23 protein-coding genes are annotated in these 23,944 nt (G+C 71.2%); 15 read left to right on the forward strand and 8 right to left on the reverse strand.

Annotation, left to right across the window (positions count from 1 at the left end):
• Positions 1-15: 15 nt before the first annotated feature.
• The 6 genes from AB0C19_RS12490 to AB0C19_RS12515 all read left to right on the forward strand — a co-directional run bounded on the left by AB0C19_RS12490 (position 16) and on the right by AB0C19_RS12515 (position 4,978).
• On the forward strand, positions 16-885 hold the full coding sequence (locus tag AB0C19_RS12490) for a hypothetical protein (RefSeq protein ID WP_357183508.1): 870 nt from the start codon (positions 16-18) through the stop codon (positions 883-885).
• Positions 882-2,078: a fumarylacetoacetase gene (gene fahA / locus AB0C19_RS12495; protein ID WP_357183511.1), complete on the forward strand. Its 1,197-nt coding sequence runs from the start codon at positions 882-884 to the stop codon at positions 2,076-2,078. Before AB0C19_RS12490 ends, fahA begins: the two co-directional genes overlap by 4 nt.
• A gap of 246 nt (positions 2,079-2,324) precedes the next feature.
• Positions 2,325-2,534 carry a DUF397 domain-containing protein gene (locus tag AB0C19_RS12500; protein WP_030327888.1) on the forward strand — a complete coding sequence of 70 codons (210 nt, stop codon included), beginning with the start codon at positions 2,325-2,327 and terminating at the stop codon, positions 2,532-2,534.
• 144 nt (positions 2,535-2,678) lie between these two features.
• Entirely contained in the window at positions 2,679-3,161 is a 483-nt protein-coding gene (locus AB0C19_RS12505) for an SRPBCC family protein (RefSeq protein WP_357183514.1), read from the forward strand.
• An 81-nt stretch (positions 3,162-3,242) separates the two neighbouring features.
• A complete protein-coding gene (locus tag AB0C19_RS12510; RefSeq protein ID WP_357183517.1) occupies positions 3,243-4,499 on the forward strand; it encodes a PQQ-binding-like beta-propeller repeat protein in 1,257 nt (418 codons plus the stop codon).
• 101 nt (positions 4,500-4,600) lie between these two features.
• The gene (locus AB0C19_RS12515) at positions 4,601-4,978 is read left to right on the forward strand and encodes an LPXTG cell wall anchor domain-containing protein (protein WP_357183520.1); all 378 of its coding nucleotides are present in this window, start codon (positions 4,601-4,603) and stop codon (positions 4,976-4,978) included.
• Between the two features lie 69 nt (positions 4,979-5,047).
• Here the strand turns inward: AB0C19_RS12515 and AB0C19_RS12520 are convergent, their stop codons facing one another.
• The 6 genes from AB0C19_RS12520 to hppD all read right to left on the reverse strand — a co-directional run bounded on the left by AB0C19_RS12520 (position 5,048) and on the right by hppD (position 10,889).
• Positions 5,048-5,971: a hypothetical protein gene (locus AB0C19_RS12520; protein ID WP_357183523.1), complete on the reverse strand. Its 924-nt coding sequence runs from the start codon at positions 5,969-5,971 to the stop codon at positions 5,048-5,050.
• Positions 5,972-6,098: 127 nt separating this feature from the next.
• On the reverse strand, positions 6,099-6,653 hold the full coding sequence (locus tag AB0C19_RS12525; protein WP_266304276.1) for a hypothetical protein: 555 nt from the start codon (positions 6,651-6,653) through the stop codon (positions 6,099-6,101).
• A 130-nt stretch (positions 6,654-6,783) separates the two neighbouring features.
• Positions 6,784-7,887, reverse strand: a complete 1,104-nt coding sequence (gene hisC / locus AB0C19_RS12530; protein WP_357183527.1) for a histidinol-phosphate transaminase — start codon at positions 7,885-7,887, stop codon at positions 6,784-6,786.
• A complete protein-coding gene (locus tag AB0C19_RS12535) occupies positions 7,884-8,894 on the reverse strand; it encodes an RDD family protein (protein ID WP_357183530.1) in 1,011 nt (336 codons plus the stop codon). The genes hisC and AB0C19_RS12535 overlap by 4 nt, the downstream gene beginning before the upstream one ends.
• Positions 8,895-8,970: 76 nt before the next feature.
• Entirely contained in the window at positions 8,971-9,672 is a 702-nt protein-coding gene (locus AB0C19_RS12540; RefSeq protein ID WP_357183533.1) for an RDD family protein, read from the reverse strand.
• Positions 9,673-9,683: 11 nt separating this feature from the next.
• Positions 9,684-10,889, reverse strand: a complete 1,206-nt coding sequence (gene hppD / locus AB0C19_RS12545) for a 4-hydroxyphenylpyruvate dioxygenase (protein ID WP_357183536.1) — start codon at positions 10,887-10,889, stop codon at positions 9,684-9,686.
• Between the two features lie 139 nt (positions 10,890-11,028).
• Between hppD and AB0C19_RS12550 the strand changes: the two genes are divergently transcribed.
• From AB0C19_RS12550 to AB0C19_RS12570, 5 genes are all read left to right on the forward strand, one after another.
• Positions 11,029-11,532 (forward strand): Lrp/AsnC family transcriptional regulator, encoded by a 504-nt coding sequence (locus AB0C19_RS12550; RefSeq protein ID WP_357183539.1) that lies wholly within the window; start codon positions 11,029-11,031, stop codon positions 11,530-11,532.
• A 105-nt stretch (positions 11,533-11,637) separates the two neighbouring features.
• Positions 11,638-13,047 carry a PQQ-binding-like beta-propeller repeat protein gene (locus AB0C19_RS12555; protein WP_357183910.1) on the forward strand — a complete coding sequence of 470 codons (1,410 nt, stop codon included), beginning with the start codon at positions 11,638-11,640 and terminating at the stop codon, positions 13,045-13,047.
• A 125-nt stretch (positions 13,048-13,172) separates the two neighbouring features.
• A complete protein-coding gene (locus tag AB0C19_RS12560; protein ID WP_210780856.1) occupies positions 13,173-14,840 on the forward strand; it encodes a fumarate hydratase in 1,668 nt (555 codons plus the stop codon).
• A gap of 258 nt (positions 14,841-15,098) precedes the next feature.
• The gene (locus AB0C19_RS12565; protein ID WP_357183543.1) at positions 15,099-18,077 is read left to right on the forward strand and encodes a BTAD domain-containing putative transcriptional regulator; all 2,979 of its coding nucleotides are present in this window, start codon (positions 15,099-15,101) and stop codon (positions 18,075-18,077) included.
• 35 nt (positions 18,078-18,112) lie between these two features.
• The gene (locus AB0C19_RS12570) at positions 18,113-19,522 is read left to right on the forward strand and encodes a class II fumarate hydratase (RefSeq protein WP_357183546.1); all 1,410 of its coding nucleotides are present in this window, start codon (positions 18,113-18,115) and stop codon (positions 19,520-19,522) included.
• Between the two features lie 73 nt (positions 19,523-19,595).
• Here the strand turns inward: AB0C19_RS12570 and AB0C19_RS12575 are convergent, their stop codons facing one another.
• The gene (locus AB0C19_RS12575; protein WP_357183549.1) at positions 19,596-19,886 is read right to left on the reverse strand and encodes a hypothetical protein; all 291 of its coding nucleotides are present in this window, start codon (positions 19,884-19,886) and stop codon (positions 19,596-19,598) included.
• A gap of 855 nt (positions 19,887-20,741) precedes the next feature.
• On the opposite strand from AB0C19_RS12575, the gene AB0C19_RS12580 reads away from it, so the two are divergent.
• From AB0C19_RS12580 to AB0C19_RS12590, 3 genes are read left to right on the forward strand one after another with little or no spacing between them, the layout of a single operon-like run.
• Complete coding sequence (locus tag AB0C19_RS12580) at positions 20,742-21,554, forward strand: helix-turn-helix transcriptional regulator (protein ID WP_357183913.1); 813 nt, start codon at positions 20,742-20,744, stop codon at positions 21,552-21,554.
• Positions 21,545-21,727, forward strand: coding sequence for a DUF397 domain-containing protein (locus AB0C19_RS12585; RefSeq protein ID WP_357183552.1), 183 nt, complete (start codon positions 21,545-21,547; stop codon positions 21,725-21,727). The genes AB0C19_RS12580 and AB0C19_RS12585 overlap by 10 nt, the downstream gene beginning before the upstream one ends.
• 57 nt (positions 21,728-21,784) lie before the next feature.
• A complete protein-coding gene (locus tag AB0C19_RS12590; protein WP_357183555.1) occupies positions 21,785-22,384 on the forward strand; it encodes a GNAT family N-acetyltransferase in 600 nt (199 codons plus the stop codon).
• Here AB0C19_RS12590 and AB0C19_RS12595 read toward each other — a convergent pair.
• Positions 22,351-22,896, reverse strand: coding sequence for a CGNR zinc finger domain-containing protein (locus AB0C19_RS12595; protein WP_357183558.1), 546 nt, complete (start codon positions 22,894-22,896; stop codon positions 22,351-22,353). The two genes, AB0C19_RS12590 and AB0C19_RS12595, sit on opposite strands and share 34 nt — an antisense overlap.
• An 86-nt stretch (positions 22,897-22,982) precedes the next feature.
• Between AB0C19_RS12595 and AB0C19_RS12600 the strand changes: the two genes are divergently transcribed.
• On the forward strand, positions 22,983-23,942 hold the full coding sequence (locus tag AB0C19_RS12600; RefSeq protein WP_357183561.1) for a DMT family transporter: 960 nt from the start codon (positions 22,983-22,985) through the stop codon (positions 23,940-23,942).
• The last annotated feature ends 2 nt before the right edge of the window (positions 23,943-23,944 follow it).

The following is a 23,944-nucleotide window of genomic DNA, read 5'->3' on the forward strand; positions in this document are numbered from 1 at the left end:
GTACATTCTTGTTCCGTGTCAACGCAGGTGCCAGCACTCCTCCACGGCCTGGTGGACGACGCCGCCGTCTTCCCACCGGGCAGCGCCGCGCTGCACGACGCCCTGGCTGCCCATCGCCAACACCGCGCCGCCTGGTACGCCGACCTGGTCGGCCCGTTGCTGATCCCCGCCTCGGACGTGGCCGCCGGTGCGCTGAGCGGACTCGTCGACCCGGGCGAGGGTCTGGTGGTCGGCGTGATCGGCGACACCGGGATCGGGAACCTGCCGTTCGCGCTGTCGTTTCTCGCTCCCGACGGCGTCACCGCGCGTCAGGTCGAGGTGGCGGTCGCCAAGCGCGGCGAGGACCCACTGCCCGGCATCGCCGAGTTGCTGCGGCTGACCGACGCGCTGCCGGGCGTGGAAACCGTCTACGCCGAACTGCCGCTGACCTTCGGGCTGATGGGCGCACTGGACGCGCTCGTCGCCGCGCGGGCCGACGGGGTGCCCATCGCGGCCAAGTTCCGCACCGGCGGCCTGGCCGCCGAACTCTTCCCCACCCCGACCGAGCTGGCCACAGTGATCTGCGCCTGCCGGGACCGGGGCCTGCCGTTCAAGCTCACCGCCGGGCTGCACCAGGCGATCCGACACCTGGACCCGGAGACCGGGTTCACCCACCACGGCTACGCGAACGTGCTGGCCGCGACCCTGGCCGCCGCCGACGGTGACGGTGTGCGCTCCGTCGCCGAGCTGCTGACAGTGGTCGACCCGCGCCCCCTGGTGGAGCGCGCGACGGCACGGCTGGACCGGCCTCGCCCCCTCTGGGTGGGCTTCGGCTCGTGCAGCATCCTGGAACCACTGACCGATCTGATCCGGCTTGGGCTGGTGAACGGGGGCTACGACGCATGACCTGGGTGACCGGCGCCGACGGTTCGCCGTACGGGGTGACGAACCTGCCGTACGGGGTGTTCCGGCAGAACGGGGGTCCGTCGCGAATCGGCGTACGGATCGGGTCCTGGGTCTTCGACCTCGCGGCGGCCGAGGCCGCCGAGCTGGTGCTGGCCGCCGGGACGCTGTGCCGGCCCGTACTCAACGACTTCATGGCCCTGGGTCGTCCGCAGTGGACGGCGGTACGGCAGCGGATCACCGAGCTGCTCACCGACCCGGCGCACCGGGCCGCTGTGGAACCGCTGCTGGTGTCCCTCGACGACGTGGAGCTGCTGCTCCCCGTCGAGGTGGCCGACTACGTCGACTTCTACTCATCCGTTCACCACGCGTCGAACGTCGGGCAGATCTTCCGCCCCGGCCAGCCGCCGCTGCTGCCCAACTGGAAGCACCTGCCGATCGGCTACCACGGGCGGGCCGGCACTGTTGTCGTCTCCGGCACGCCGGTGACCCGGCCGACCGGGCAGCGGGCCTCCGCCGAGGGCCCGGTCACCGGCCCATCGGTACGCCTCGACATCGAGGCCGAGGTGGGCTTCGTGGTGGGGGTGCCCAGCGCGTTGGGCGATCGGGTCTCCGTGGACGACTTCGCCGACCACGTCTTCGGGGTGGTGCTGGTCAACGACTGGTCGGCCCGGGACATCCAGGCCTGGGAGTATCAGCCGCTCGGCCCGTTCCTCGGTAAGTCGTTCGCCACCTCGGTCTCGGCCTGGGTGACGCCGCTGGACGCCCTCGCCGACGCCTTTGTGCCGGCCCCCGACCAGGACCCACCGGTGGTGGACTACCTGCGGGACGTGCCGCACCTGGGCCTGGACCTGCACCTGGCGGTCGAGTGGAACGGCGACCAGGTCAGTGAGCCCCCGTTCGCCACCATGTACTGGACCCCCGCGCAGCAGTTGGCACACCTCACAGTCAACGGGGCTTCGCTGCGCACCGGTGACCTGTACGCCTCCGGGACCGTCTCCGGCCCGGACCGAGGACAGGTCGGCTCCTTCCTGGAACTGACCTGGGGTGGCGCCGAGCCGGTCACTGTGGGTGGCGAGAGCCGTACCTTCCTCAACGACGGCGACACGGTGACCATCACCGCCACCGCGCCCGGCCTGGACGGCACCACCATCGCCCTCGGTGAGGTGTCCGGCACGGTTCGCCCGGCCCGTTGAAACCGGGCCTGCGGGCCCGGTCCATCTAGCGGCTTCCTTCGTTGAGTCGGATTACCGCGACCTCTCCGGAGCGCTCTGACCATCCGGTCTTCGAGTCGTCTCGTTCACGGGACTCTTGATCGCACAGCGGGTGCGATCAAGAGCCCTCGTTGCGCCGTTGGTCACGCGGATCAAGTCGTCCCACACGGGCCGGGCCACGCCCGGCACAGCGGTGGGGCAATCCCGACGCACACGGAGGTAACGACGATGCACGATCTTGCGGGCGCGGTCTGGCGTACCAGCAGCCGCTCAAACGACCAGGGGCTCTGCGTGGAAGTGGCGGACAACCTGGTCGACGTCCATGGTCTGGTCGGAGTCCGCGACTCCAAGGACCAGGCCGGTCCCACACTCGCGGTCAGCCCGCCGGGGTGGACAGCGTTCATCGGAGCGATTCGGGCCGGTCGCTTCGAGCGCTGACCGGCGCTTCGGCGCCGGTCGACGACGACCGGTGCCGAAGCGACCGCCCAATCGGACAGCGTGGCCCCCGGGTGGCGGAAATTCCGCTCCGGGGGCCCCGTCCGGCCCTCACTCCGCGTACCGTCGGGGACACGGGAGGGTGGCATGTCGACGGTGGCGATTACCGGGATCATCGAGGCGCACGCCGTCGATGTCTGGCGTCTGCTGACCGATCTGCCCGGCCGTGCGGCCCGGTTGACAGCAGCGGGCCCGATCGAGGTGCTCACCCCGGGTTCGTTCGGGCCGGGCACCTCCTGGCGCGAGGAACGGGTCCAGCCGGGCGGTGGCACGCTGACCGAGGAGTTCCTGGTGGTCGAGGCGCTCGCACCGCAGCGACTGGTGCTCTGTTCCTCCGGCACTGGCGCGGACTACCGCATCACGTGGAGCCTGCGGCCGGTCCGCCGCCGTCGTCGGGGTTGCACGGCGATCACCGTCACCCACGAGGCGGTGCCTACCGCTCCGTACGGTCGGGTGGTGGCGCTGCTGCTTGGCGGCCTGGCCGCGCGGGCGGTCGAGGCGGCGCTCTGGCGTGATCTCGCCGACCTTGCCGTCGCGGCCGGTGCCGCCGGCTCCGTCGAAGCCGCCTGAGCGCCAGGCGGTCGGCCCGCGCCATGACCTGAACGGGGTCCGGCCCCCTCCGCTGGGTAGGGTGCCGGGCGGAGGTGCGGCATGAGGTTCCCGAGAGGCCGGCGACGGCTAGCGATCGTGGTCGCGGCGCTGCTCGCGACGGCGGCCGTCGTGGTCATCGTCCACCGGGTCCTTGCACCGGCAGAGGTGAGCACCGTGGCGCGGGCCGACTATCCGGCCCCGGCCCGACCTGCTGCCGGAGTGATCGGTCGGTTGCCAGTCGCCCCGTTGATCGTCGACGGGAGACTGCGGGTGTACGCCGCACACCGCCAGGTCTACGCCGATCGGCCGGTCGACGGCCGGTACCGGACCAGCCCGTACTGGTCGTACCGGCGGTGGCCGGCTGAGCTGACCGGGGTGGTGGCCAGCGGCAGCACTGTGGTCAGCCGCTGGTCCGACGGACAACTCGTCGCACTCGACGCCCGGACCGGCGGGGTGCTCTGGCGAGCCGACGGCCCGGAGCCCGTCGAGAGCACGGCGCCGGTGCGTCGTACCTGGGCGGCGACCGTCTGGGATGCGCCGGGGCTCCAGCTCGCCGACCTTCCCGACGGGCGGATCGTGCTGGTGGTGACCGGGGATTCCCAGGCGCGTGGGGTCGAGCTGAGCGGCGGCCGGGAGCTGTGGCGGGTCGAGCTGCCCGGCAGGTGCCGCAGCGATGTCGGCACCAGCGCCACAGGGCTGCTGATCGGTCTGGACACCTGCGCCGGGGCGGCCACTGTCGAGTTCCGCGACGCGGCGACGGGCGAGGTACGTGAGCGTTGGCGACCGCCGGGCGGCCCGGACGGGTTCGTGGTGACGCCGCTCGGCTGTCGTACCGGCCTGTCGGACTGTCTGGGGTTGCGGACCGCGGGGCCGGGTGGCGAGGGCGGTCGGGGTTGGTTGCTGGCTGCCGGATCGCCGGTCGCCGCCCCCGCGTTGGACCCGGCCGGCGCCGCGCTGGTCGGTGAGCAGTCCGTCGCCGTGGTCGACGGGGTCGTGGTGGGTCGATCCGCGCGTACGGGCACCGAGCTGTGGCGGTCCGCGGGCCTGGGCACGGCCCGGGTGCTGGCCGGGCAGCCTGGCCGGGTGCACCTGCTGACCGAGGCGAACGATCTGGTGACGCTGGACCCGGTGACCGGTAGGCAGTTGTCCCGCTTCGTGCTCAATGTCGGCTCGGACGGGACCGGCTGGGCGCCCGGGGCGCTGACGGCCGAGGACGGGTTCGTCGCGATCGAGCGGCTCCGAAGGCCGGTCGACCCCACCGGCGACGACCGGCGCTACTACTACACCGGCGAGACGGTGATTCTGGCCGCCACCTGATCGTGGTGTCTTCGGCCGCGGAACACCGAACCATTCCATTCCCTTTGTCGTGAAAGGGTACGTTTTTCACGGTTCAGGTTTCCGGTGGAAGGGGTCGGCGCATGGCCAGGACAGCAGCCAACTACCTAGTGGGTGGCGCGCTCGCCGCCACCGCGAGCCTGGCGTTGGCGGTGTCGCCGGTGCTGGCCGCCGATCCCGCCTCGGCGCGGGGGCTCAACGCCGTCCGGGCCGAGCCGTCGGCGGACACGGGCGTCACCTTCGAGATCCTGCCGGCTACGCCGACACCCACGCCGACGCAACCGGGGCCACCCACGCCCACGCCGACGCAACCCACGCCGGCACCGCCTCAGCCCACACCCAGCCACGGGGGCCAGCTGCCGGTCACCGGTTCGGGCGGGTCGACGTTGCTGCTCAGCGGGCTGGGCGTGACCCTGCTGATCGTCGGTTGGCTCGCTGTCCGGCGTCGGCGCCCGGTCTGACGTACGACCGCCGCCGGCGGCTGGTGGAAGCCGCCGCCGGCGGTCCGGTGCTCGGCCGTCAGAGTGGGGTCACCGTCCGGCGGGAACCCGCTCCCGTGGCCTGCCGGTGGGGGGTCGGGGAGACCGACGGGACCGGCGGACCACCACCGCGAGGCCGGTGATGAGCAGCAGGCCGGCAACGGCGGCCCCCACGGTCCAGACGGATGCCATCCGGGAGATGACGCTGCCCCGCTTTCCGACCTGGCCTGGATCAGGGAACTGGATCTGCGCGGTGACGCTGCGCTTCACCATGCCACTCTCCAGGTTGACCTCGACCTTCCAGGGCCCGTTCGGCAACGTGGCCGGGAGTCGGGCGACGACCTGCCCGGAGGCGCCCGGCGCCAGCGTGACGCCCTGCCCCACCGGAAACGGGCCGGCCCGACTGCCGGCCGGGCCGTCGGTCAGGGTGACAGCGCCGGTGAGGTCGATGGCACGGCCTCCGGTGTTGTTGACCTGGACGGTCAGCGACGGCTCGCCCTCCGGGCTGCGGGCCGGGCGTACCTCGCCGATCGAGAAGTCGGAGGCGGGTTCGCCTCCGGGCCCGATGTCGAGGTACATCCGGACTCCGACCCGGTGGACCTGCATGATCTCGCCGCCGGCCCGGGGCGTCGAGGCGGTGGATGCCCAGACCACCCCGTACCGCTCGCCCCGAGAGGCGTTCGGCGGCACGGTGACCGTCGCTCGGACCCGGGTCTCTTCCCACGGTCCCAGCTCGACGGAGCGCTCGTCGAGGGTGATCCAGGAGGTCAGCTCGTTCTCGGCGCGTCCCTCGCCGAAGCGGAACGCCGCATCCTCCAGGGTCGCGGCCGCCGGATACACGTCGACCCGACGGGTCTGGTCGGTGCGGTTGACGATCAGCAGTTGCCGCTTGATGGTGATGCCCGGCGGTAGGTGGTCGACGATGTAGCGCAGCGCCCGGGGGTCTGCGCGGCGCTCGGTCGGGGCTTCCAGCAACCGGATCCCGATGGTGCCGTCGTCCGATCCCGCTTCCGGTTCGACCGCGCCGGCCCGGGTCGACAGACCCGGACCGGCGAGGCAGAACAGGGCGAGGGCGACCGCGATGGTCGACCGCCCCCGGCGGCTACGCCACCGAATGTGTCACCGTGCCGGTGTAAACGCCCGCAATGCTGTCCAGCGGGACGTTGACGTCCAGGGTGGGGTTCCAGCTGGCGGTGTTGCCGCCGGTGCCGCCGCTGTGGGTGAACGCGGTGAGCGGGGTGACGCTGGAGAGCGGCTGGGCGTCGCCGGCGGTGGCCTGCCCCGGCGTGAAGGTGCCCGTGCCGGTGGTGGCCGTCGCCGGGCCGGACCAGTAGTCGATCTCCTCGGGGAGAACCGTCTCGGGCGGGGAGCCGCCGCCGGTCTGGAAGACGCTCGCGGTCACCGAGGCGACCCAGGAGGCGTCGGCAGCGCCTCGCGAGTCGGTGACCGTCACCACGCCGAGCTGGCCGGTGATGACCCCACCGGGGGCACCGTCACCGAGGTCGGCGGCGGCCGGCGCGTCGATGTCGAGGGTGCCGGCGAGTACCTCGAAGGTGACGGTGGTGGTGTCGGTGGGCGCGGCGGCGGCCGGCGTGGCGAGGAAGCCCACCATCGCCGCGGCGGCCGCCCCGGCAAGACAGATCTTGGCAGTACGCACTGTGGTTTACCCCGTTCTCGAAGTGAGCCGGACGCGATCCTCGGCACGTCTGGCTACTTCGCAAGATAGGGGCTAAGTGGGCACTTAAACGGACAAACAACTCATCTGTCACCACTTGGTCACAGGAGGTTCAGGCCAGCGCTGCCTCCGCAGCGGCCAGGAACGCGTCGTTCTCGGCCGGCGTGCCGATGGTGACCCGGACCCCGTCTCCGGCGAACGGCCGCACGATCACCCCGCGCGCCTCGCACGCCTTGCCGAACGCCACGGCCCGCTCGCCCAACGGCAGCCAGACGAAGTTGGCCTGGCTCGTCGGCACCTCGGGCACGAACTTGCGCAGCGCCTCGGTGACCCGGTCCCGCTCGGCGACGACAAGGGCGCAGCGGCGCTCCATCTCCGCCACCTGGGTCAGCGCGGCGAGCGCACCGGCCTGGGCCGCGGTGCTGCTGGAGAACGGGGTCGCCACCTTGCGGATGGCGGCGGCCACCACCGGCTGGGCGACCAGCCAGCCCATTCGCAGCCCGGCGAGCCCCCACGCCTTCGACAGCGTGCGCAACACCGCCACGTTCGGCCGGTCCAGGTAGTCGAGACCGTCCGGGACCTCCGCGTCGGTGACGAACTCCCGGTACGCCTCGTCGATGACCACCAGCACGTCGTCCGGCACCGCGTCGAGGAACCGGTCCAGCTCGGCCCGGCGCAGCGCCGTACCCGTGGGGTTGTTCGGGTTGCAGACGAAAATCACCCGGGTCCGGTCGGTCACCGCCGCGGCCATCGCCGCCAGGTCGTGCCCGTGCCCGGCGTCGTTGGGCACCCGCACGCTGGTCGCGCCGCTGGTCGCCACGATGATCGGGTACGCCTCGAAGGACCGCCACGAGTAGAGCACCTCGTCGCCGGGCAGGCAGGTGGCACGCACCAGGTGCTCGGCCAGCGCCACCGAACCGCAGCCGGTGGCGATCCGGTCGGCGTCCACCCCGTAGCGTTGGGCCAGCGCGTCCCGCAGCGCGACCACACCCATGTCCGGGTAGCGGTGCGAGGTGGTGATCGCCTCGGTGACCGCCTCCACCACTCCGGGCAGTGGCCCGTACGGCACCTCGTTGCTGGCCAGCTTGATGGCCTCCGGCAGGCCCAACTCCCGGGCCAGGTCGGCGGGGCTGCGCCCCGGCACGTAGCTGGGCAGCGCGTCCAGGTCGACGCGGGTCAGCCGCAGCGCCGGGTGGTGACGTCCGGAGTCGGTCATGGGGTGTCTCCCGGGGGCTGGTTACGGTCGTTCGAGGGGGCGTTATCGGTGTGTGGGGGGACTTCGACGACCACCGTCTGTGCGCGCTTGTCGTGCAGCGCCTGGCGCAGGGGGTGGTCGAAGAGGGGGGAAAGCGCATCGACCAGTTGCAGCACCAGGCCGAGCCCGGCGCAGTACCAGAGCAGAGTCGGCAGGCCCAGCGTGCTCCACCTGCTCAGCGCCCGGCGGACGCCCAGCGGCTGGTCGGCGGCCATCGGCACCGCCCGGATTCGCATCACCCGCTTGCCGACGGTCTGCCCGCCGGAGGCCATCGTCGGCACCTCGTACGCCAACCAGAGCGCGGTGGCGATCAGCAGGATCGCCACCAGCAGAGAATTGGCCTGCTCACTGGGCATCGGCAGGCCGTCGGCGGAGGTGTCGCCGCGCGACGCGCGCCGGAAGACCTCCTGCCAGTACGGCGCCCACTCCTGCGCCCAGCGCCAGACGAACCAGCCGTTGACAACCACGTTCAGTGCGAAGACGAGGCCGAAGTCGATCAGGCGGGCGACCAACCGACGGCCGTAGCCGGCCAGCCGCAGGCCGTGCGGTCGCGGCTCGGGCGGTCGTCCGGGCCAGCCGGGGTGACCGGCCGGTGGCGCCCAGCCGGGAGGGGTGCCCTGCGGGGTCCAGCCCGGCGGTCCGCCCTGCGGACCCCAACCGGGAGGACCCGCCTGTGGTCCCCAGCCCGGACCGTGCCCCGGCTGCGGACCGTGCCCCGGCTGCGCGCCGTACCCAGGAGGTGGGCCCTGCTGGGGCGACCAGCCCGGCGCGCCGGTGGCCGAGTCGGGGGTCGTCGACGCCGCGGGCGCGGCCGGGGTGACCGGCGCCGGCGGTGGCTCGGCCGGCGGCGGACCGTCCGGCGGGGTCGCGTCGACGGGAATGGGCGCACCGAGCCAACCCTCGCCGTCCCAGTAACGCCGGGTCTCGGTGTCGGCGGGGTCGACGTACCAACCAGGTTGAACGCTCACGCCATCGCTCCGCTTCGCTTCGCGACGGCGCGAGGCGCCACCCTACTGAGGCTGCTGGTTCGCTCGCTGCGCTCGCTCACTGGGACACCTTAACGACGACCGTCTGAGCGAACTTGTCGTGGAGGCACTGCTGCCACGGCTTGTCCCAGAGTTGCCACAACCCGTCCAGGTAGCTCAGCCCAGGGACGAAGCCAGAGAACTGCTGCACCAGGAACCGCTTCGCGGCGGCCCGGCGGTCGAGGGAGCGCGTCGGGTCGAGCGGCACGATCTGCAGCTTCATCATCTTCTTGCCGAAGGTCTGGCCGGTCTTGAACATCATCTCGACGTAGTAGACGTACGCGAGCACGAACGAGATCACGATGATCCCGAGGTCCAGCCACAGCAGGGGCAGCAGGATTTCACGGAGATAGTCGGGCTCGCGGATCGAGCCGTCCGACGCGAACAGGGTGAGATCGGGCGCAACGACAACAAGGAAGATGATCGCCGCGGGCACCGCGAGCACCAGGCCGACCACCATGAAGACCGCGGCGTCGAGCAACATGGCCAGCAATCGATCGCTGAAGCTGGCCAGCGGCTGTCCGCCCGGGGTCAGCGTCGGAGGCGGGGCCACCGGTCGCTGTGGTCCGCCGTAGAACTGCGGCGGGGCGTACCCGGGTGGGGCGTACTGCGGCGGCGCGGCGTACCCGTGGGGGTGTGGGCCGGGCTGCGGCGCGAGGCCGCCGGCGGTGGGTTGGAACCCACCGGCCGGCGGCGTCGGGTACGACGGAGGTTGCGTCACGCTCGCAAGTGTTACAGGTTGCCGCGGGCTTCCTGCTCCCGCTCGATCGCCTGGAAGAGCGCCTTGAAGTTGCCCTTGCCGAAGCCCAGCGAGCCGTGCCGCTCGATCAGCTCGAAGAAGACGGTGGGACGGTCCTGCACCGGCTTGGTGAAGATCTGGAGCAGGTAGCCGTCCTCATCCCGGTCGACCAGGATCTTGCGGGCCTTCAGCTCCTCGATCGGCACCCGCACCTTGCCGATCCGCTCGCGCAGCTCCGGGTCGTCGTAGTACGAGTCCGGGGTGTCCAGGAACTCCAGGCCCGCCGCGCGCATCGCGTCGACGCTGGCCAGGATGTCGTTGGTGGCGACGGCGATGTGCTGCGCGCCCGGGCCCTGGTAGAACTCCAGGTACTCGTCGATCTGGGACTTCTTGCGGGCGATCGCCGGCTCGTTGAGCGGGAACTTCACCTTGCGGGTGCCGTTCGCCACGACCTTGCTCATCAGCGCCGAGTAGTCGGTGGCGATGTCGTCGCCGACGAACTCCGCCATGTTGGAGAAGCCCATCACCCGCTTGTAGAACTCGACCCACTCGTCCATCCGGCCCAGCTCCACGTTGCCGACCACGTGGTCGACGGCCTGGAAGAAGCGCTTCGGCTGGATGCCGGCGTCGATCATCGGCTGCCGGTCCACGATCGGGCCCCGGGCCACGAAGCCGGGCAGGAACGGGCCGGTGTAGCGGGACCGGTCGACGAGCGTGTGCCGGGTGTCGCCGTACGCGGCGATGGCGGCCATCCGAACGGTGCCGTGCTCGTCGGTCACCTCGTGCGGCTCGACCACGCTGGCGGCGCCCTGCGCGATGGCGTGCGCGTACGCGGCGTCCACGTTCGGGACCTCCAGCGCGATGTCGCTGATCCCGTCGCTGTGGCGGGCGACGTGCTCGGCGCCCTCGGCGTCCGGGCGCACGGCGCCGGTCAGCACGAACCGGGCCGAGCCGCTGGTCAGCACGTACTGGGCGTGGTCCCGGTAGCCCTGCTCGGGGCCGCGGTACGCCACGCAGGTCATGCCGAAGGCGGTGGAGTAGTAGTGGGCGGCCTGCTTGGCGTTGCCGACCAGGAAGTGCACGTGGTCGAGGCCCCGGACCGGGAACGGGTCGTGGCTGATGTCGTGGTCGACAGCGCCGACGAGCCGGTCGACGTCGACGTCCTCGGTCGACTGGGGTCGGTCGATCGCCTGGGTCATGGTGGGCTCCCTCGCGTACCGGCCGGCCTTGTGGGCCGCCGTGGTCGGTTCTTGTGGCGAGGATCGCTGCCTCGGCATCGAGTGGGCAACTGTTGGCGTAAATGCTGGTCAGGTTGCGCATTCGGTATGGTGTTCACTCATGAATGGTGAGCAGAATGTACAGCTCGACGCGCTCGACGTGCGCTTGATCGAACTGCTCGCCGAGGAGCCGCGGATCGGGGTGCTGGAGTGCTCCCGGCGGCTCGGGGTGGCCCGGGGCACCGTGCAGGCGAGGCTGGACAAGCTCGTCGAGCGGCGGGTCATCGAGGGCTTCGGCCCCGAGATCTCGCCGGCCGCGATCGGGTTCGGGGTGACCAGCTTCGTCACCCTGGAGATCAGTCAACGACACGGCCACGACCCGGTCACCGCTCACCTCGCCGCCATCCCCGAGGTGCTGGAGGCGCACACCATCACCGGCTCCAGCGACCTGCTCTGCCGGATCGTGGCCCGCTCCAACACCGACCTGCAACGGGTCATCGACCAGATCGTCTCGTCCGCCGGCATCACCCGCGCCTCGACGATCATCGCGTTGGCCGAGCAGATCCCCTACCGCACGCTTCCGCTGGTGCGCAGCGCTGTTCGGGCCGAGGGAAGGGCGCTCTAACACCTCCGAGCGCAGAAAGCGCGGCGACACGGCGGCGCGGGCGTACGGAAGATCCGTGATCGTGGCTACGGTGTGCGGGTGGCGAAGGGGAGCGTGCGCGGTGGGCTGCTGCTCGGCCTCGCCGTGGTCGTCGCGCTCGCCGCCACCGGCGTGTGGAACCCGTTCCCCGGCCTGTGGGACTGGGTCGATCGCAGCGAACCCATCTCCGAGCCCGACGTGGTCTGGCAGCAACGGGTCGGCGGCACTCCGCGCAGCGTGACCATTGCCGGCGACGCGGTCGTGGTCGAGCAGCGCACCCGGGTCGAGGCTCGCAGCCTGGCCACCGGCGCCCAGCTCTGGGAGCGCAAGGCCGACTGGGCGGCGGTCGCCGGCGGCGACCGGGACCCGGTCGTAGCCGTGGGCAAGCTCCTGGTCAAGGGGTACGAGCTGCTCGACCCGACGACCGGGGTGACCCGGCGGCGTGACGATGACGCGGTGGCCGTGTGGACGTACCGCAACCTGCTCCTCGACGCCAGGTGCACGGACGCCACCGACTGCACCCTCAGCGCCTGGGACCCGCGTGGCACGACGCCGCTCTGGACGGCCTTCCTGCCCGGAGTCCACAGCGGCCTGCTCGCCGACAACCCTGGTCTGCGCGGCACCCGCCGGCTCACCTCCACCCGGATCGACGACGGCGTGGCCGGGGCGGAGGCCGCGCCACCGCTGCTCGGCTTCCCGGTCGACGGTCGGGTCCACGTGGTCGACACCGCCACCGGCCGGGTGCTGCAGAACGTCGAGCCCGGCCGGGAGGAGCGGCTCTCCGTGGTGGGCGGCCGGCTGCTGCGGATCTCGGCCCGCTCCCAGGACGGCACCTGTTACTTCGCCATCTCCGCCCGGGACTCGGCGACCGGGCAGGAGGCCTGGCAGCGGGCCGGCATCAACCTGCGCACCGCCGACTCCGCCGGCTGCGTGCAGCGCGAGGACCCGCAGGGTGCGCGGAACGTGCTGATCGGCGTCGCCCCGGACGGCCGCGAGACGGTCATCGACGGGTACGACGGCCGGCTGCTCTGGGTCGGTGAGCCGGGCACCAAGCTGATCGCTGTGGACGACCGTTCGGCGGTGTTCCGGGCCGCCGACAAGCGCTCGGTCATCGCCCGCGAGCTGGGCACCGAGAAGGTTCTCTGGACGCGACAGGCCAGCGGCAAGGCCGGGGCCGCGCTCACCCCCTACGCGGCGGTGGTGGCCGATGAGAAGCCGTCCCGGCTGGCGGCACTGGACCCGCGCACCGGCCGGGAGTTGGCCGCCCTGCGCACCTCGGCGAACGCCCTCGCCGTCGGCTCACAGGGGATGATCATTGGTGAGGGGCGGGAGATCGGGTACGTCCGATTCGGCGCGTCCGGAAGCTCGCCCACCCGACCGCCCAGCGATGATGGGAATCCCGGGCCGGGCGGCCCTGGCCCCGGCGGGCCGAACGACGGCGACTGCGGGCCGAAGGGGGAACTCTGCCCCGACCCGGGCGGCGGCAAGGACGGCTGAGCGGGCGGTTCGTCCGAAGATCGGGATGGCGACCGGGCCCGGCACGCCCGGTGGATGAGAGCGGCGTCCCAGGACCCGCCCGGCGGGTGGGAGTGATCGACCGGTCTGCCCTAGGCTTGCCGCTCATGAGCAGTGCCGCCGCATTCTCGTACGCCCCTCTGCTGCCGACCGGCCCGGACCAGACGGACTATCGCCTGGTCACCGACGAGGGCGTGGACGTCGTACACGGCCCGGGAGGCCGTCGGTTCCTCACCGTGGAGCCGGCCGCGCTCACCGCGCTGACCGCCGAGGCGATGCACGACATCGCGCACTTCCTGCGTCCCGCGCACCTGGCGCAGCTCCGGGCGATCATCGACGACCCGGCCGCGTCGCCGAACGACCGGTTCGTCGCGCTGGACCTGCTGCGCAACGCCAACATCGCCGCCGGCGGTGTCCTGCCCATGTGCCAGGACACCGGCACCGCCATCGTGATGGGCAAACGCGGTCGACACGTGCTGACCGACGGTGCCGACGCGGAGGCCATCTCCCGGGGCGTCTACCAGGCGTACACCAAGCTCAACCTGCGCTACTCCCAGCTCGCCCCGCTGACCATGTGGGACGAGCGGAACACCGGCAGCAACCTGCCTGCCCAGGTGGACCTGTACGCCGAGGACCCGGACGGGCACCCCGACGCGTACAAGTTCCTGTTCATGGCCAAGGGCGGTGGCTCGGCCAACAAGTCGTACCTCTACCAGGAGACGAAGGCGCTGCTCAATCCAACGCGGATGATGCAGTTCCTGGAGGAGAAGCTGCGGCTGATCGGCACCGCCGCCTGCCCGCCGTACCACCTGGCCGTCGTCATCGGCGGCACCTCCGCCGAGTACGCGCTGAAGACCGCGAAGTACGCCAGCGCCAAGTATCTTGACGCGCTGCCGACAGCGGGTTCGATGAGCGCGCACGGCTTCCGTGACCTGGAGCTGGAGGCGGAGGTGCTGGAGCTGACCCGCAACTTCGGCATCGGCGCGCAGTTCGGTGGGCGGTACTTCTGCCACGACGTACGGGTGGTCCGGTTGCCCCGGCACGGTGCGTCCTGCCCGGTGGCTATCGCCGTCTCCTGCTCGGCGGACCGCCAGGCCGTCGCCAAGATCACTCCGTCGGGTGTGTGGCTGGAGCGGCTCGAAACCGACCCGGCGCGGTTCCTGCCCGACGTCACCGACGATTCGCTCGACGCCGAGCTGGTGGTCCGGGTCGACCTGAATCGGCCGATGGACGAGATCCGCGCGGAGCTGTCGAAGTACCCGGTGAAGACACGCCTCTCGCTCTCCGGGCCGCTCGTGGTCGCCCGGGACATCGCCCACGCCAAGATCGCCGAGCGGTTGGACGCCGGTGAGCCGATGCCGCAGTACCTGCGTGACCACGCGGTCTACTACGCCGGCCCGGCGAAGACCCCCGAGGGGTACGCGTCCGGCTCGTTCGGCCCGACCACCGCCGGCCGGATGGACGCCTACGTGGAGAAGTTCCAGGCCGCCGGCGGCTCCCAGGTGATGCTGGCCAAGGGCAACCGGTCGGGTCAGGTGACCCGCTCCTGCCAGCAGCACGGCGGCTTCTACCTCGGCTCGATCGGCGGCCCCGCGGCCCGCCTCGCCCAGGACTGCATCAAGCACGTCGAGGTGCTCGAATACGCGGAGCTGGGCATGGAGGCCGTCTGGAAGATCGAGGTGGAGGACTTCCCCGCCTTCATCGTGGTCGACGACAAGGGCAACGACTTCTTCGCCGAGGTCACCAAGCCGGTGCTCACCGTCGGCCGCCGCTGACCCCACAGGTACGCGAAAGGGCGCCGGGCGAACTCGCCCGGCGCCCGTTCTGTCGCCCGTGCTCTGCCGACATCGGTACGCCCGCCCCCTGGGGTGGGACGGGCGCACCGCCCCCGTCGGATGCCGTCACCGACAACTCGGAATGAGTGTGCTGCGCACCGCTGTCGATCCGCTCTCAGATCACTATCGCCTGACCGAGGCGGTCTGTTATCACCGGACTACTCTGCTGGAAGTTGCACCACTGATGCGGGAGAGCAGATGCGGTTCGGGATCCTGGGGCCCCTGCGGGTGGGCGGTGGCGAGTCCACTGTCACCGCCGGACGCGACCGGATCGTGCTCGCCATGCTCTTGTTGCGGGCCGGCCGGCTCGTGCCGGTCGACGAGCTGGTCGACGCGGTGTGGGAGGACCGCCCGCCGGCCACCGCCCGAGCGCAGTTGCAGACCTGCGTGTCGCGGTTGCGTCGCCGGTTCACCGAACTCGAGCTGGCACCGGACCTCATCGTCACCGACCCGGCGGGGTACGGGGTGCGTACCGCACCGACCGACCTGGACGCCGAGGTCTTCACCCGGGGTGTGGAGGCGGCCCGATCCGCCGCGACTGCCGGTCGCCTGGTAGACGCGCGTGCCGAATTCCGCGCCGCCTTGGCGTTGTGGCGCGGGCCGGCACTGGGTGGAATCCCGAGCCGGAGCGTCCGCCGCCGTGCACAGGCACTGGACGAGCAGCGTCTCACCGCGCTGGAGGAGTGCGTCGATGTCGAGCTGCGCCTCGGTCTGGCAGCCGAGCTGATCGGCGAACTCGCCGAAAGTGTCGACCAGCACCCGGTGCGGGAGCGGCTGCGTGGGCAACTGATGCTGGCACTGTCCGCGGTCGGGCGGCAGGCCGACGCGCTCGCCGTCTACCGGGAGGGCCGGCGGTTCTACGCCGACGAGTTGGGCATCGAGCCCGGCGCCGAGTTGCAGGAGCTGCACCAGCGGGTGCTCGCCGGTGACCTGGCCCTGGCCGGTCGGGAAGCTCGGCCGATCGCTCCGGTCCGCTCGCTGCCCCGGGCGATCGGCGACTTCACCGGCCGGCAGCAGACGCTGGCCCGCCTGGTAAAGGAGGTGGAGGCCGGGGCCCGGATCCAGCTCATCGACGGCATGGCGGGCAGCGGCAAGACCACCCTCGCGGTGCATCTCGCCACCGCTCTCGCAGACGACTACCCGGATGCCCAGCTCTACCTCGACCTGCATGGGCACAGCGAGCGCACGCCGTTGACGCCGGCTGCGGCGGTGGCAACGCTGCTGCGGCAACTCGGTGTGCCCGACGAGCGCGTACCGGCGAACCAGGCCGACCGGTTGGCGCTCTGGCGCTCCGAGCTGTCCGGCCGGCGGGCCCTGCTGGTGTTGGACAACGCGGCCACCGCCGACCAGGTGACACCCCTGCTGCCCAACGGCTCGCGATGCCTGATCCTGATCACCAGTCGTCGACGGCTGGTCGGGGTGGACGAGGGTCGGCCTTCGTCGCTTCCCGTGCTCGACACCGACGAGGGGGTCGAGCTGCTGGGGCGGGTGGTCGGCATGAACCGGGTGGCAGCCGAGCCGGAGGCCGCCACCGAGGTGGTCCGACGCTGTGGTCACCTGCCTCTCGCCATCCGACTGGCCGGTGCCCGACTGGCACACCGACCCCGTTGGCGGATCGCCGACCTGGCCGAGCGGCTGAGCACCCGACCGGACCCGTTGGCCGAGTTCGAAGCGGGCGAACGGTCCGTCGGTCGAGCCTTCGCCCTGTCGTACGCCCAGGTGTCGCCGGCGGCGCAGCGCGCGTTCCGGCTGCTGGGTCTGCACCCGGGGGTACGGTTCGACAACCTGGTCGCGGCCGTACTGGTCGAACTGCCGCTGCCCGAGGTCCAGGACCTTCTCGACGAGTTGATCGACGCGCACCTGGTGGAGGAGGCGGAGCCCAGCCGCTACCGGTTGCACGACCTGGTCCGGGAGTACGCGCGGACGCTGGTCGCCGAGCCTGAGCGGGCAGGCGAGCGGCGGGACGCCATCGAGCGTCTGCTCGATCACCACCTGCACGTCGCCACGGCGATCGCTCGCGAGAGGGAGCTCTCCTCGACCCAACCGCTGATCTTGGTGACGGTACCGGTTCGGGCTGACCTGGTCACGATCGTCACCGAGCAGGGTCGAACCTGGCTCAACGAGAACCTTGCCCTGTGGCCCGCACTGGTCCGGTTGGCGGAGACCGAGGGGCTTCTCCAGAAGTGCTGGCAGTTGGCGAGGGCGTGCTGGCACGCGCAGTTCGAGAGTGGCCGCCTGGACGAGTTGATCGAGACGCACTCCGCGGGCCTGCGCGCCGCCGAGGAGTTGGGCGACGATCGGGCGGTCGCGACAATGCTCAACTATCTCGCCTCGGCCCACTACCGGTTGGGTGCTTTCCCCGAGTCGATCCGGGTGATGGAAAGGTCGCTGGAGATTTTCCGCCGGCTCGGTCTGCGCCGCGAGTTCCGCAACACCCTTGGCAACCTGGGCACCTCGTACGCCGCCAACTTCGAGTTCCGCCGGGCCCGGGAGTGCTACGACGCTGCCCGCGCGCTGGCGACGCGGCTGCGCGATAAGGAGGCGCTGGCGAACGAACTCAACAACCTTACGATGACCCTGCTTCTCTGGGGACGGTTCGACGAGGCGCTGCGCACCGCCCGGCGGCACCTGGGGATCGCCCGCGAGATCGGCGACCCGCGCCGGATCGGCAACGCCCTCGGGCACCTCGGGATGACCCGGCATCGGATGGGTGACGTGGTGCCGGCCGAGCGGTTGCTGCGGGTGGCGCTGCGCGTCAAGCGAGAGGTGGGCACCCGGTTTGGCGAGGGTGAGGTGTTGAACGAGATCGGGATGATGGAACGGGAGGCTGGCCGTCCGGAACAGGCCGCCGACCTGCACCGTGCGGCACTGGTCGCGATGACCGAGGCGGGGGATCGCATCGCGCAGTGCGGCTCGCGCAACCTGCTGGCCCGAGCCATCCTGGATCAGGGGGACGTGACCAGCGCGCTCGACCTGCATCGTCGGGTGCTCGTCGACGCCACCGGGCTGGGTTCCCCACGCGAGCAGGGCCTGGCGCTGGAGGGCATCGCCCGCTGCGTACGGGCCACCGATCCGGCGGCGGCCCGCGCGCACCTGGAGCAGGCGCTGGCGCTGTTCCGGCAGATCGAGTCACCGGACCAGCACGAGGTGGAACGGCTGCTCACCGAGTTGGGCTGACGGATCATCTGCGAGTCGGCCACGGGCGCGGCAGGATGGTACGCGTGACGACTCCAGAGGCGACCGGTTACCGCATCGAACGCGACTCGATGGGCGAGGTGGAGGTGCCCGCCGAGGCGCTGTGGCGGGCGCAGACCCAGCGCGCGGTGCAGAATTTCCCGATTTCCGGCCGGGGCCTCGAACCGGCCCAGATCAAGGCCCTCGCCCAGATCAAGGGCGCGGCGGCCGAGGTCAACGGCGAGCTGGGCGTGATCGACGCCAACGTGGCCGCCGCGATCGCCGCCGCCGCCGCGCACGTGGCCGACGGTGGTTACGACGACCAGTTCCCGGTGGACGTGTTCCAGACCGGCTCGGGCACCTCGTCGAACATGAACACCAACGAGGTGATCGCGACCCTGGCCAGCCGGGAGCTGGGCTCGCCGGTGCACCCGAACGACCACGTCAACGCCTCCCAGTCGAGCAACGACGTCTTCCCGTCCTCGATCCACCTGGCGGCCACCCAGTTCATCGTCGAGGACCTGCTGCCGTCGCTGGCCCACCTGGCGTCGGCGTTGGAGGCCAAGGCCGCCGAGTTCGAGACTGTGGTCAAGGCTGGGCGTACCCACCTGATGGACGCCACCCCGGTCACTCTCGGCCAGGAGTTCGGCGGGTACGCCGCCCAGGTCCGCTACGGGATCGAACGGCTGGAGGGCGCGCTGCCCCGACTGGCCGAGCTGCCGCTTGGCGGCACCGCCGTCGGCACCGGGATCAACACCCCGCTCGGCTTCGCCGCCGCCGTGATCGACAAGCTGCGCGAGTCGACCGGATTGCCGCTGAGCGAGGCGCGTAACCACTTCGAGGCGCAGGGCGCGCGGGACGCGCTGGTGGAGACCTCGGGGCAGCTGCGGACCGTGGCGATCGGCCTCTACAAGGTCGCCAACGACATCCGCTGGATGGGCTCCGGCCCTCGCGCCGGCCTGCGCGAGCTGCGCATCCCGGACCTCCAGCCCGGCTCGTCGATCATGCCGGGCAAGGTGAACCCGGTGGTCGCCGAGGCGATGCGGCAGGTCTGCGCCCAGGTGATCGGCAACGATGCGACCGTCGGCTTCGCCGGCTCACAGGGCGACTTCGAGCTGAACGTGATGCTCCCGGTGATGGGCCGCAACCTGCTGGAGTCGATCCGGCTGCTCTCCGCGGTGAGCCGGCTCTTCGCCGACCGGCTGGTGGTCGGCCTGGTCGCGGACGCCGAGGTCTGCCTGGCGTACGCCGAGGGCTCACCGTCGATCGTCACCCCGCTCAACCGCTACCTGGGGTACGACGAGGCCGCGTCGATCGCCAAGGAGGCGCTGGCCAAGCAGACCTCGATCCGCGAGGTGGTCATCTCCCGGGGCCACGTCGACTCCGGCAAGCTCACCGAGACCCAGCTCGACGAGACGTTGGACCTGCTCCGGATGACCCATCCCTGACCCGGCTCGCCCCGCCCGCGCGGCGCTGTCCTGCCTGCGCTGCCCGGCCTCGCTTTGCCGTGGGCTGCCCTGGTCAGGGCAGGTGCCGTGGTCTCGCCCAACCGAGAAAGCGGGCGAAGAGCGCGGCGGGGTCGGGGCCGTCGTGCGGGTTGAGTCGGTACAGGTCGGCAGCGGCCTCGTGCAGGACCGTGCACAGGTAGATGCTCAACCCGATGCGGTCGTGCGCGTACTCCTGGCGCAGGGTGAGTCGGGCGACCGGGCACGGCCATGGCGCGGCGCAGACCCGGCAGAGCCAGAGCGGGCGCAGCGGCAGGTGCGGTCGACGTGGTGTCGTCGCGCGGCCGTCCGGGGCGATCCGGGACATGCTGTGGCCTTTCGTTGACCGGGCTTGCGCCGGGCTGCGCCGGGCTTGCGCCGGGTTGCGCCGGGCTGCGCCGGGCTGCGCCGGGCTGCGCCGGGCTGCGCCGGGCTGCGCCGGGCTGCGCCGGGCTGCGCCAAGATCGCGCTCGACCCTGGACCGCGCCGATCTTGCAGTTTGTGTTGCCGACATGGGTGGATATGCCCCTTGCGCCGGGACAGAAAGTGCAAGATCGCGGAGCAGGGTCGGGTCGGGCTTGGCGATCATGGAGTGGTGGTGCTGGGTTTGCGCTTTTGTGGGCGCTTTGCGGCCCACCACTACTCCATGATCGGTGAGGCGGTGCCGGTTACGGACAGCCGTTCCGCCGGACGCGGCTGCGGCGTCCTGGATGTAGTGGCTTCCGCGGGTCGGGACCTCACTGTTTCCACGATTGAGCACGATCTTGTGCGGTTGGCCGGGGTGGCCGGCGTGGTCGTGGTCGGGGTCGGGGTCGAGGGTCGGGTTGATGATCGGGTTGGGGCGGGTCGGGGTGGTGGGCGTGGTCGGGGGATGTCGTGGGATGTCTTGGGCGGATGCTTCGTAGCTGACTCGTTTGTGGCATCACCTCCGCCGTCCTGAGTGGTGGGCTCCGGTTGTGGCTGGCTGGGAGGTGGGACCGCCCGGCACGGGGGAGCGGGCGGTCCCGTGCGGTACCGGCAGATCCCGGGGGACGGGGAGCGGCGCCGCGCTTCACAGTCTGGTGATCAGGCGACTACGGTCGGAAGGGTTTGGCCGCGTCGTCATAGTCGCCCTGTTTTGGGTGGCAGCGCCGCTGGCGGCCGGCTGGAGATGATCGTCGGCGAGGTGGAGGGCGGGCACGGCATGGCCGATGGACAGATGACTGCGGCGGCGTTCCTGATCGCTGAGCTGCGCCGGGCGCGGGCTCGGCGCAGCTGGAGTCAGGACGAGCTGGCCAAGGCGGTCAACTACTCGGCGTCGATGGTCAGCGCCGTCGAGCTGGGTCAGCAGCCGCCCACCGCCAAGTACCTGGAACTGGTCGACCGCGCCCTGGACACCGGCGGCCTCTTCGGCCGGATGTCCACCGAACTGGTCAGCCTGGACCGGGCGCAGCCCTGGCTACGCGGCTGGCGCGCGATCCTTGCGGAGGCGCGGGCGCTGCGATGGTTCGACCCGCTGCATGTCCCTGGGCTGCTGCAAACCGAAGGCTATGCCCGTGCCATCTTCGAGTCAGATCGACTGCTCGACGCCGATGAGGTCGAGCGTCGTCTGGCGGATCGGATGGACAGCCAGCGGGTCCTCTACGAAGACCGCCCGCCGCAGGTGGTAGCGGTGCTTGACGAGTCGGTGCTGAGGCGACGTGTCGGCGGCCGGAAGGTCATGTGCGAGCAGTCGCTGCACCTGGCGCGCTTGGCGACCGAGCATCCGCGGGTTCAGCTCCACGTGGTTCCTCGCTCGGCCGAGGAGTATCCCGGCCTGAACGGGCCATTCATCCTCGCCACTGTGGCCGACCATAGCGATCTTGCCTACCTTGGTGGCCAGATCGGCGGCCAAGAACTCGATCGGCCTGCGCATCTGTTGCGTCTACAACGGACCTGGGAAGCTACCCTCGGGCAGGCGTTGCCACCGCAGGAGTCGATCGAGTTGCTGAGGGAAGTGGCAGAGTCGTGGAGTTGACCGACGCTCGATGGCGTAAGAGCAGCCGGAGTGGTTCCAACGACCAGTGCGTCGAGGTGGCGACGAATCTTGGGGACGTGGTCGGGGTGCGGGACAGCAAGGACTCGGACGGGCCCGTACTCGTTGTCGACGCGTACTCCTGGCGGCTCTTCGTGGTCGCGCCCCCGCGTTGATCCGACCGCCTCGCCCGCGACGGGGGTCGGTCCTGAGCAGGACGGATGATCCGGGCTATGGGTGACGATGGCGCGGCGGTGCCGGCGGGGACCGAGCGGCTGCGGTTGCGGCGGCTGATTATGGCCGACGTGGACGCGCTGGTCGAGTTGGACAGCGACCCCGAGGTGATGCGTTTCCTCACCGGTGGTGTGGCGACCCCGCTGGCCACCGTGCGTGACGAGCAGTTGCCGAGGCTGCTGGCCCAGTACGACAGGTTCCCCGGGTTGGGGCGGTGGGCGGCGCATGATCGGAAGTCCGGCGAGTTCCTGGGTTGGTTCGCGTTGGACCCGTCGGCGGACGGCACCGAGGCCGAGTTGGGCTATCGGCTGCGCCGCTCGACGTGGGGGCGAGGGCTGGCCACCGAGGGGTCGCGGGCGCTGGTCCGGTACGCCTTCGACACCGTCGGGGCGCGTCGGGTCTGGGCCGAGACGATGACTGTCAACGATCGCTCCCGGCGGGTGATGGTGAAGGCCGGGCTGCACTACGTGCGGACCTTCCACCTGCAGTGGGACGACCCGATTCCGGGCACCGAGCAGGGCGAGGTGGAGTACGAGGTGCGGGCCGAGGAGTGGGCGACCGTCGGTCAGGAGCGGCCGGCGGCCCGGCGGGCGCGGTAGGCGGTCACCGCGGCACGGTTGCCGCAGCCGGCCTCGCAGAACCGCCGGGACCGGTTGCGGGACAGGTCGACGACGACGTTGTCGCAGTCCGGGTATTCGCAGATCCGCAACCGGCTCAGCTCGCCGGTACGGACGAGGTCGGCCATCGCCATGGCGGCTTCGACCGCGATCCGGGTGGCCAACGGCGCGTCGCGGGGAACGGCGTGCAGGTGGTACGGCTCGTCGTCGTGCTCGATGAGCTGAGGCAGCGCCTTGTGTTCCAGCAGCAGGCCGTTGACCACCGCGACGATCTCGGGTGGTTCGGCGTACCAGATTCGGCGCAGTTGGGGACGCAGCTCCCGTACGGCGCGCAGCTCGGCCTCGGTGTGCTCGTGCCGGCCGCTGTAGGAGTGGCGATCGAAGAACGCGTCCAGCGCAGCGACGTCGGGCAGCAACTCACCGTCCCGACCCGCGGTGTTGACCAGCCCCGCGGCGGCGATCAGCGAACACTCGGTGTCATGAGCGAATAGCATCTTGACTCCTGTCAGGGCTTCCGCCTAGCGTCATCAGTACAAGGATAGTTTGCTCATGACACGGTGCCCATTGCGAGGAGCGCGACATGCACTCACGACCTGCTGCCGGTGTCGGACTTGCGCTGCTCTCCGCAGTCACCTTCGCCACCTCCGGCACCTTCGCGCGATCGCTCATCGAGGCCGGCTGGTCAGCCGAGTCCGCGGTGATCGCCCGGGTCGGGGTGGCCGCCCTGGTGTTGGCGATCCCCGCCCTGCTGTCACTGCGGGGCAAGTGGGGCGTGCTGCGAAGCAACGCCACGGCCATCGGGCTGTTCGGGCTCCTCGGTGTGGCGCTGGCCCAGGTGTGCTTCTTCAACGCCGTGCGCTACCTGCCTGTCGGTGTCGCACTGCTGCTGGAATACCTGGGCATCATCCTCGTCGTGGTCTGGATGTGGCTGCGGCACGGGCAGCCGCCCCGCCGGCTCACCATCGCCGGCTCGGTGGCCGCGCTGGCCGGGCTTGCGTTCGTGCTCGACCTCGCCGGCACCGCCGACTTCCACCCGGTGGGCGTGCTCTGGGGGCTGGGCGCGGCGTTCGGCCTGGCCGGATACTTCGTGCTCGCCGGCCGGGTCGACCCCCGGCTGCCCTCGGTCGCCATGGCCAGCGGTGGAATGGCCGTCGGTGCCGCTGTGCTGCTCCTCGTCGGGCTGACCGGCCTGCTGCCGCTGCACGCCACCTTCGGTGAGGTCACCTTCGCCGGGCAGCCCACCAGCTGGTTGGTGCCCATCGCCGGGCTGTCGCTGGTGGCCGCCGTCATCGCGTACCTCACCGGTATCGCCGGCACCCGCATTCTCGGGCCCCGCCTGTCGTCGTTCGTCGGGCTGACCGAGGTGCTCTTCGCGGTGCTGATCGCCTGGCTCTTCCTGAACGAGCTACCCACCGGCTGGCAGTTGTTCGGCGGTGCGCTGATCGTCGCGGGCGTCGCCCTGGTGCGCCTCGACGAGCTGCGCGGGTCGCCCTCGACGCCCGCGCCGGCCACGCCCGAGCTGGCGCTTGACGGTCGGTGAGG

This window comes from Micromonospora sp. NPDC048842 (genome assembly GCF_040649935.1).
In the GTDB taxonomy this organism is placed as follows: Bacteria; Actinomycetota; Actinomycetes; order Mycobacteriales; family Micromonosporaceae; genus Micromonospora; species Micromonospora hortensis.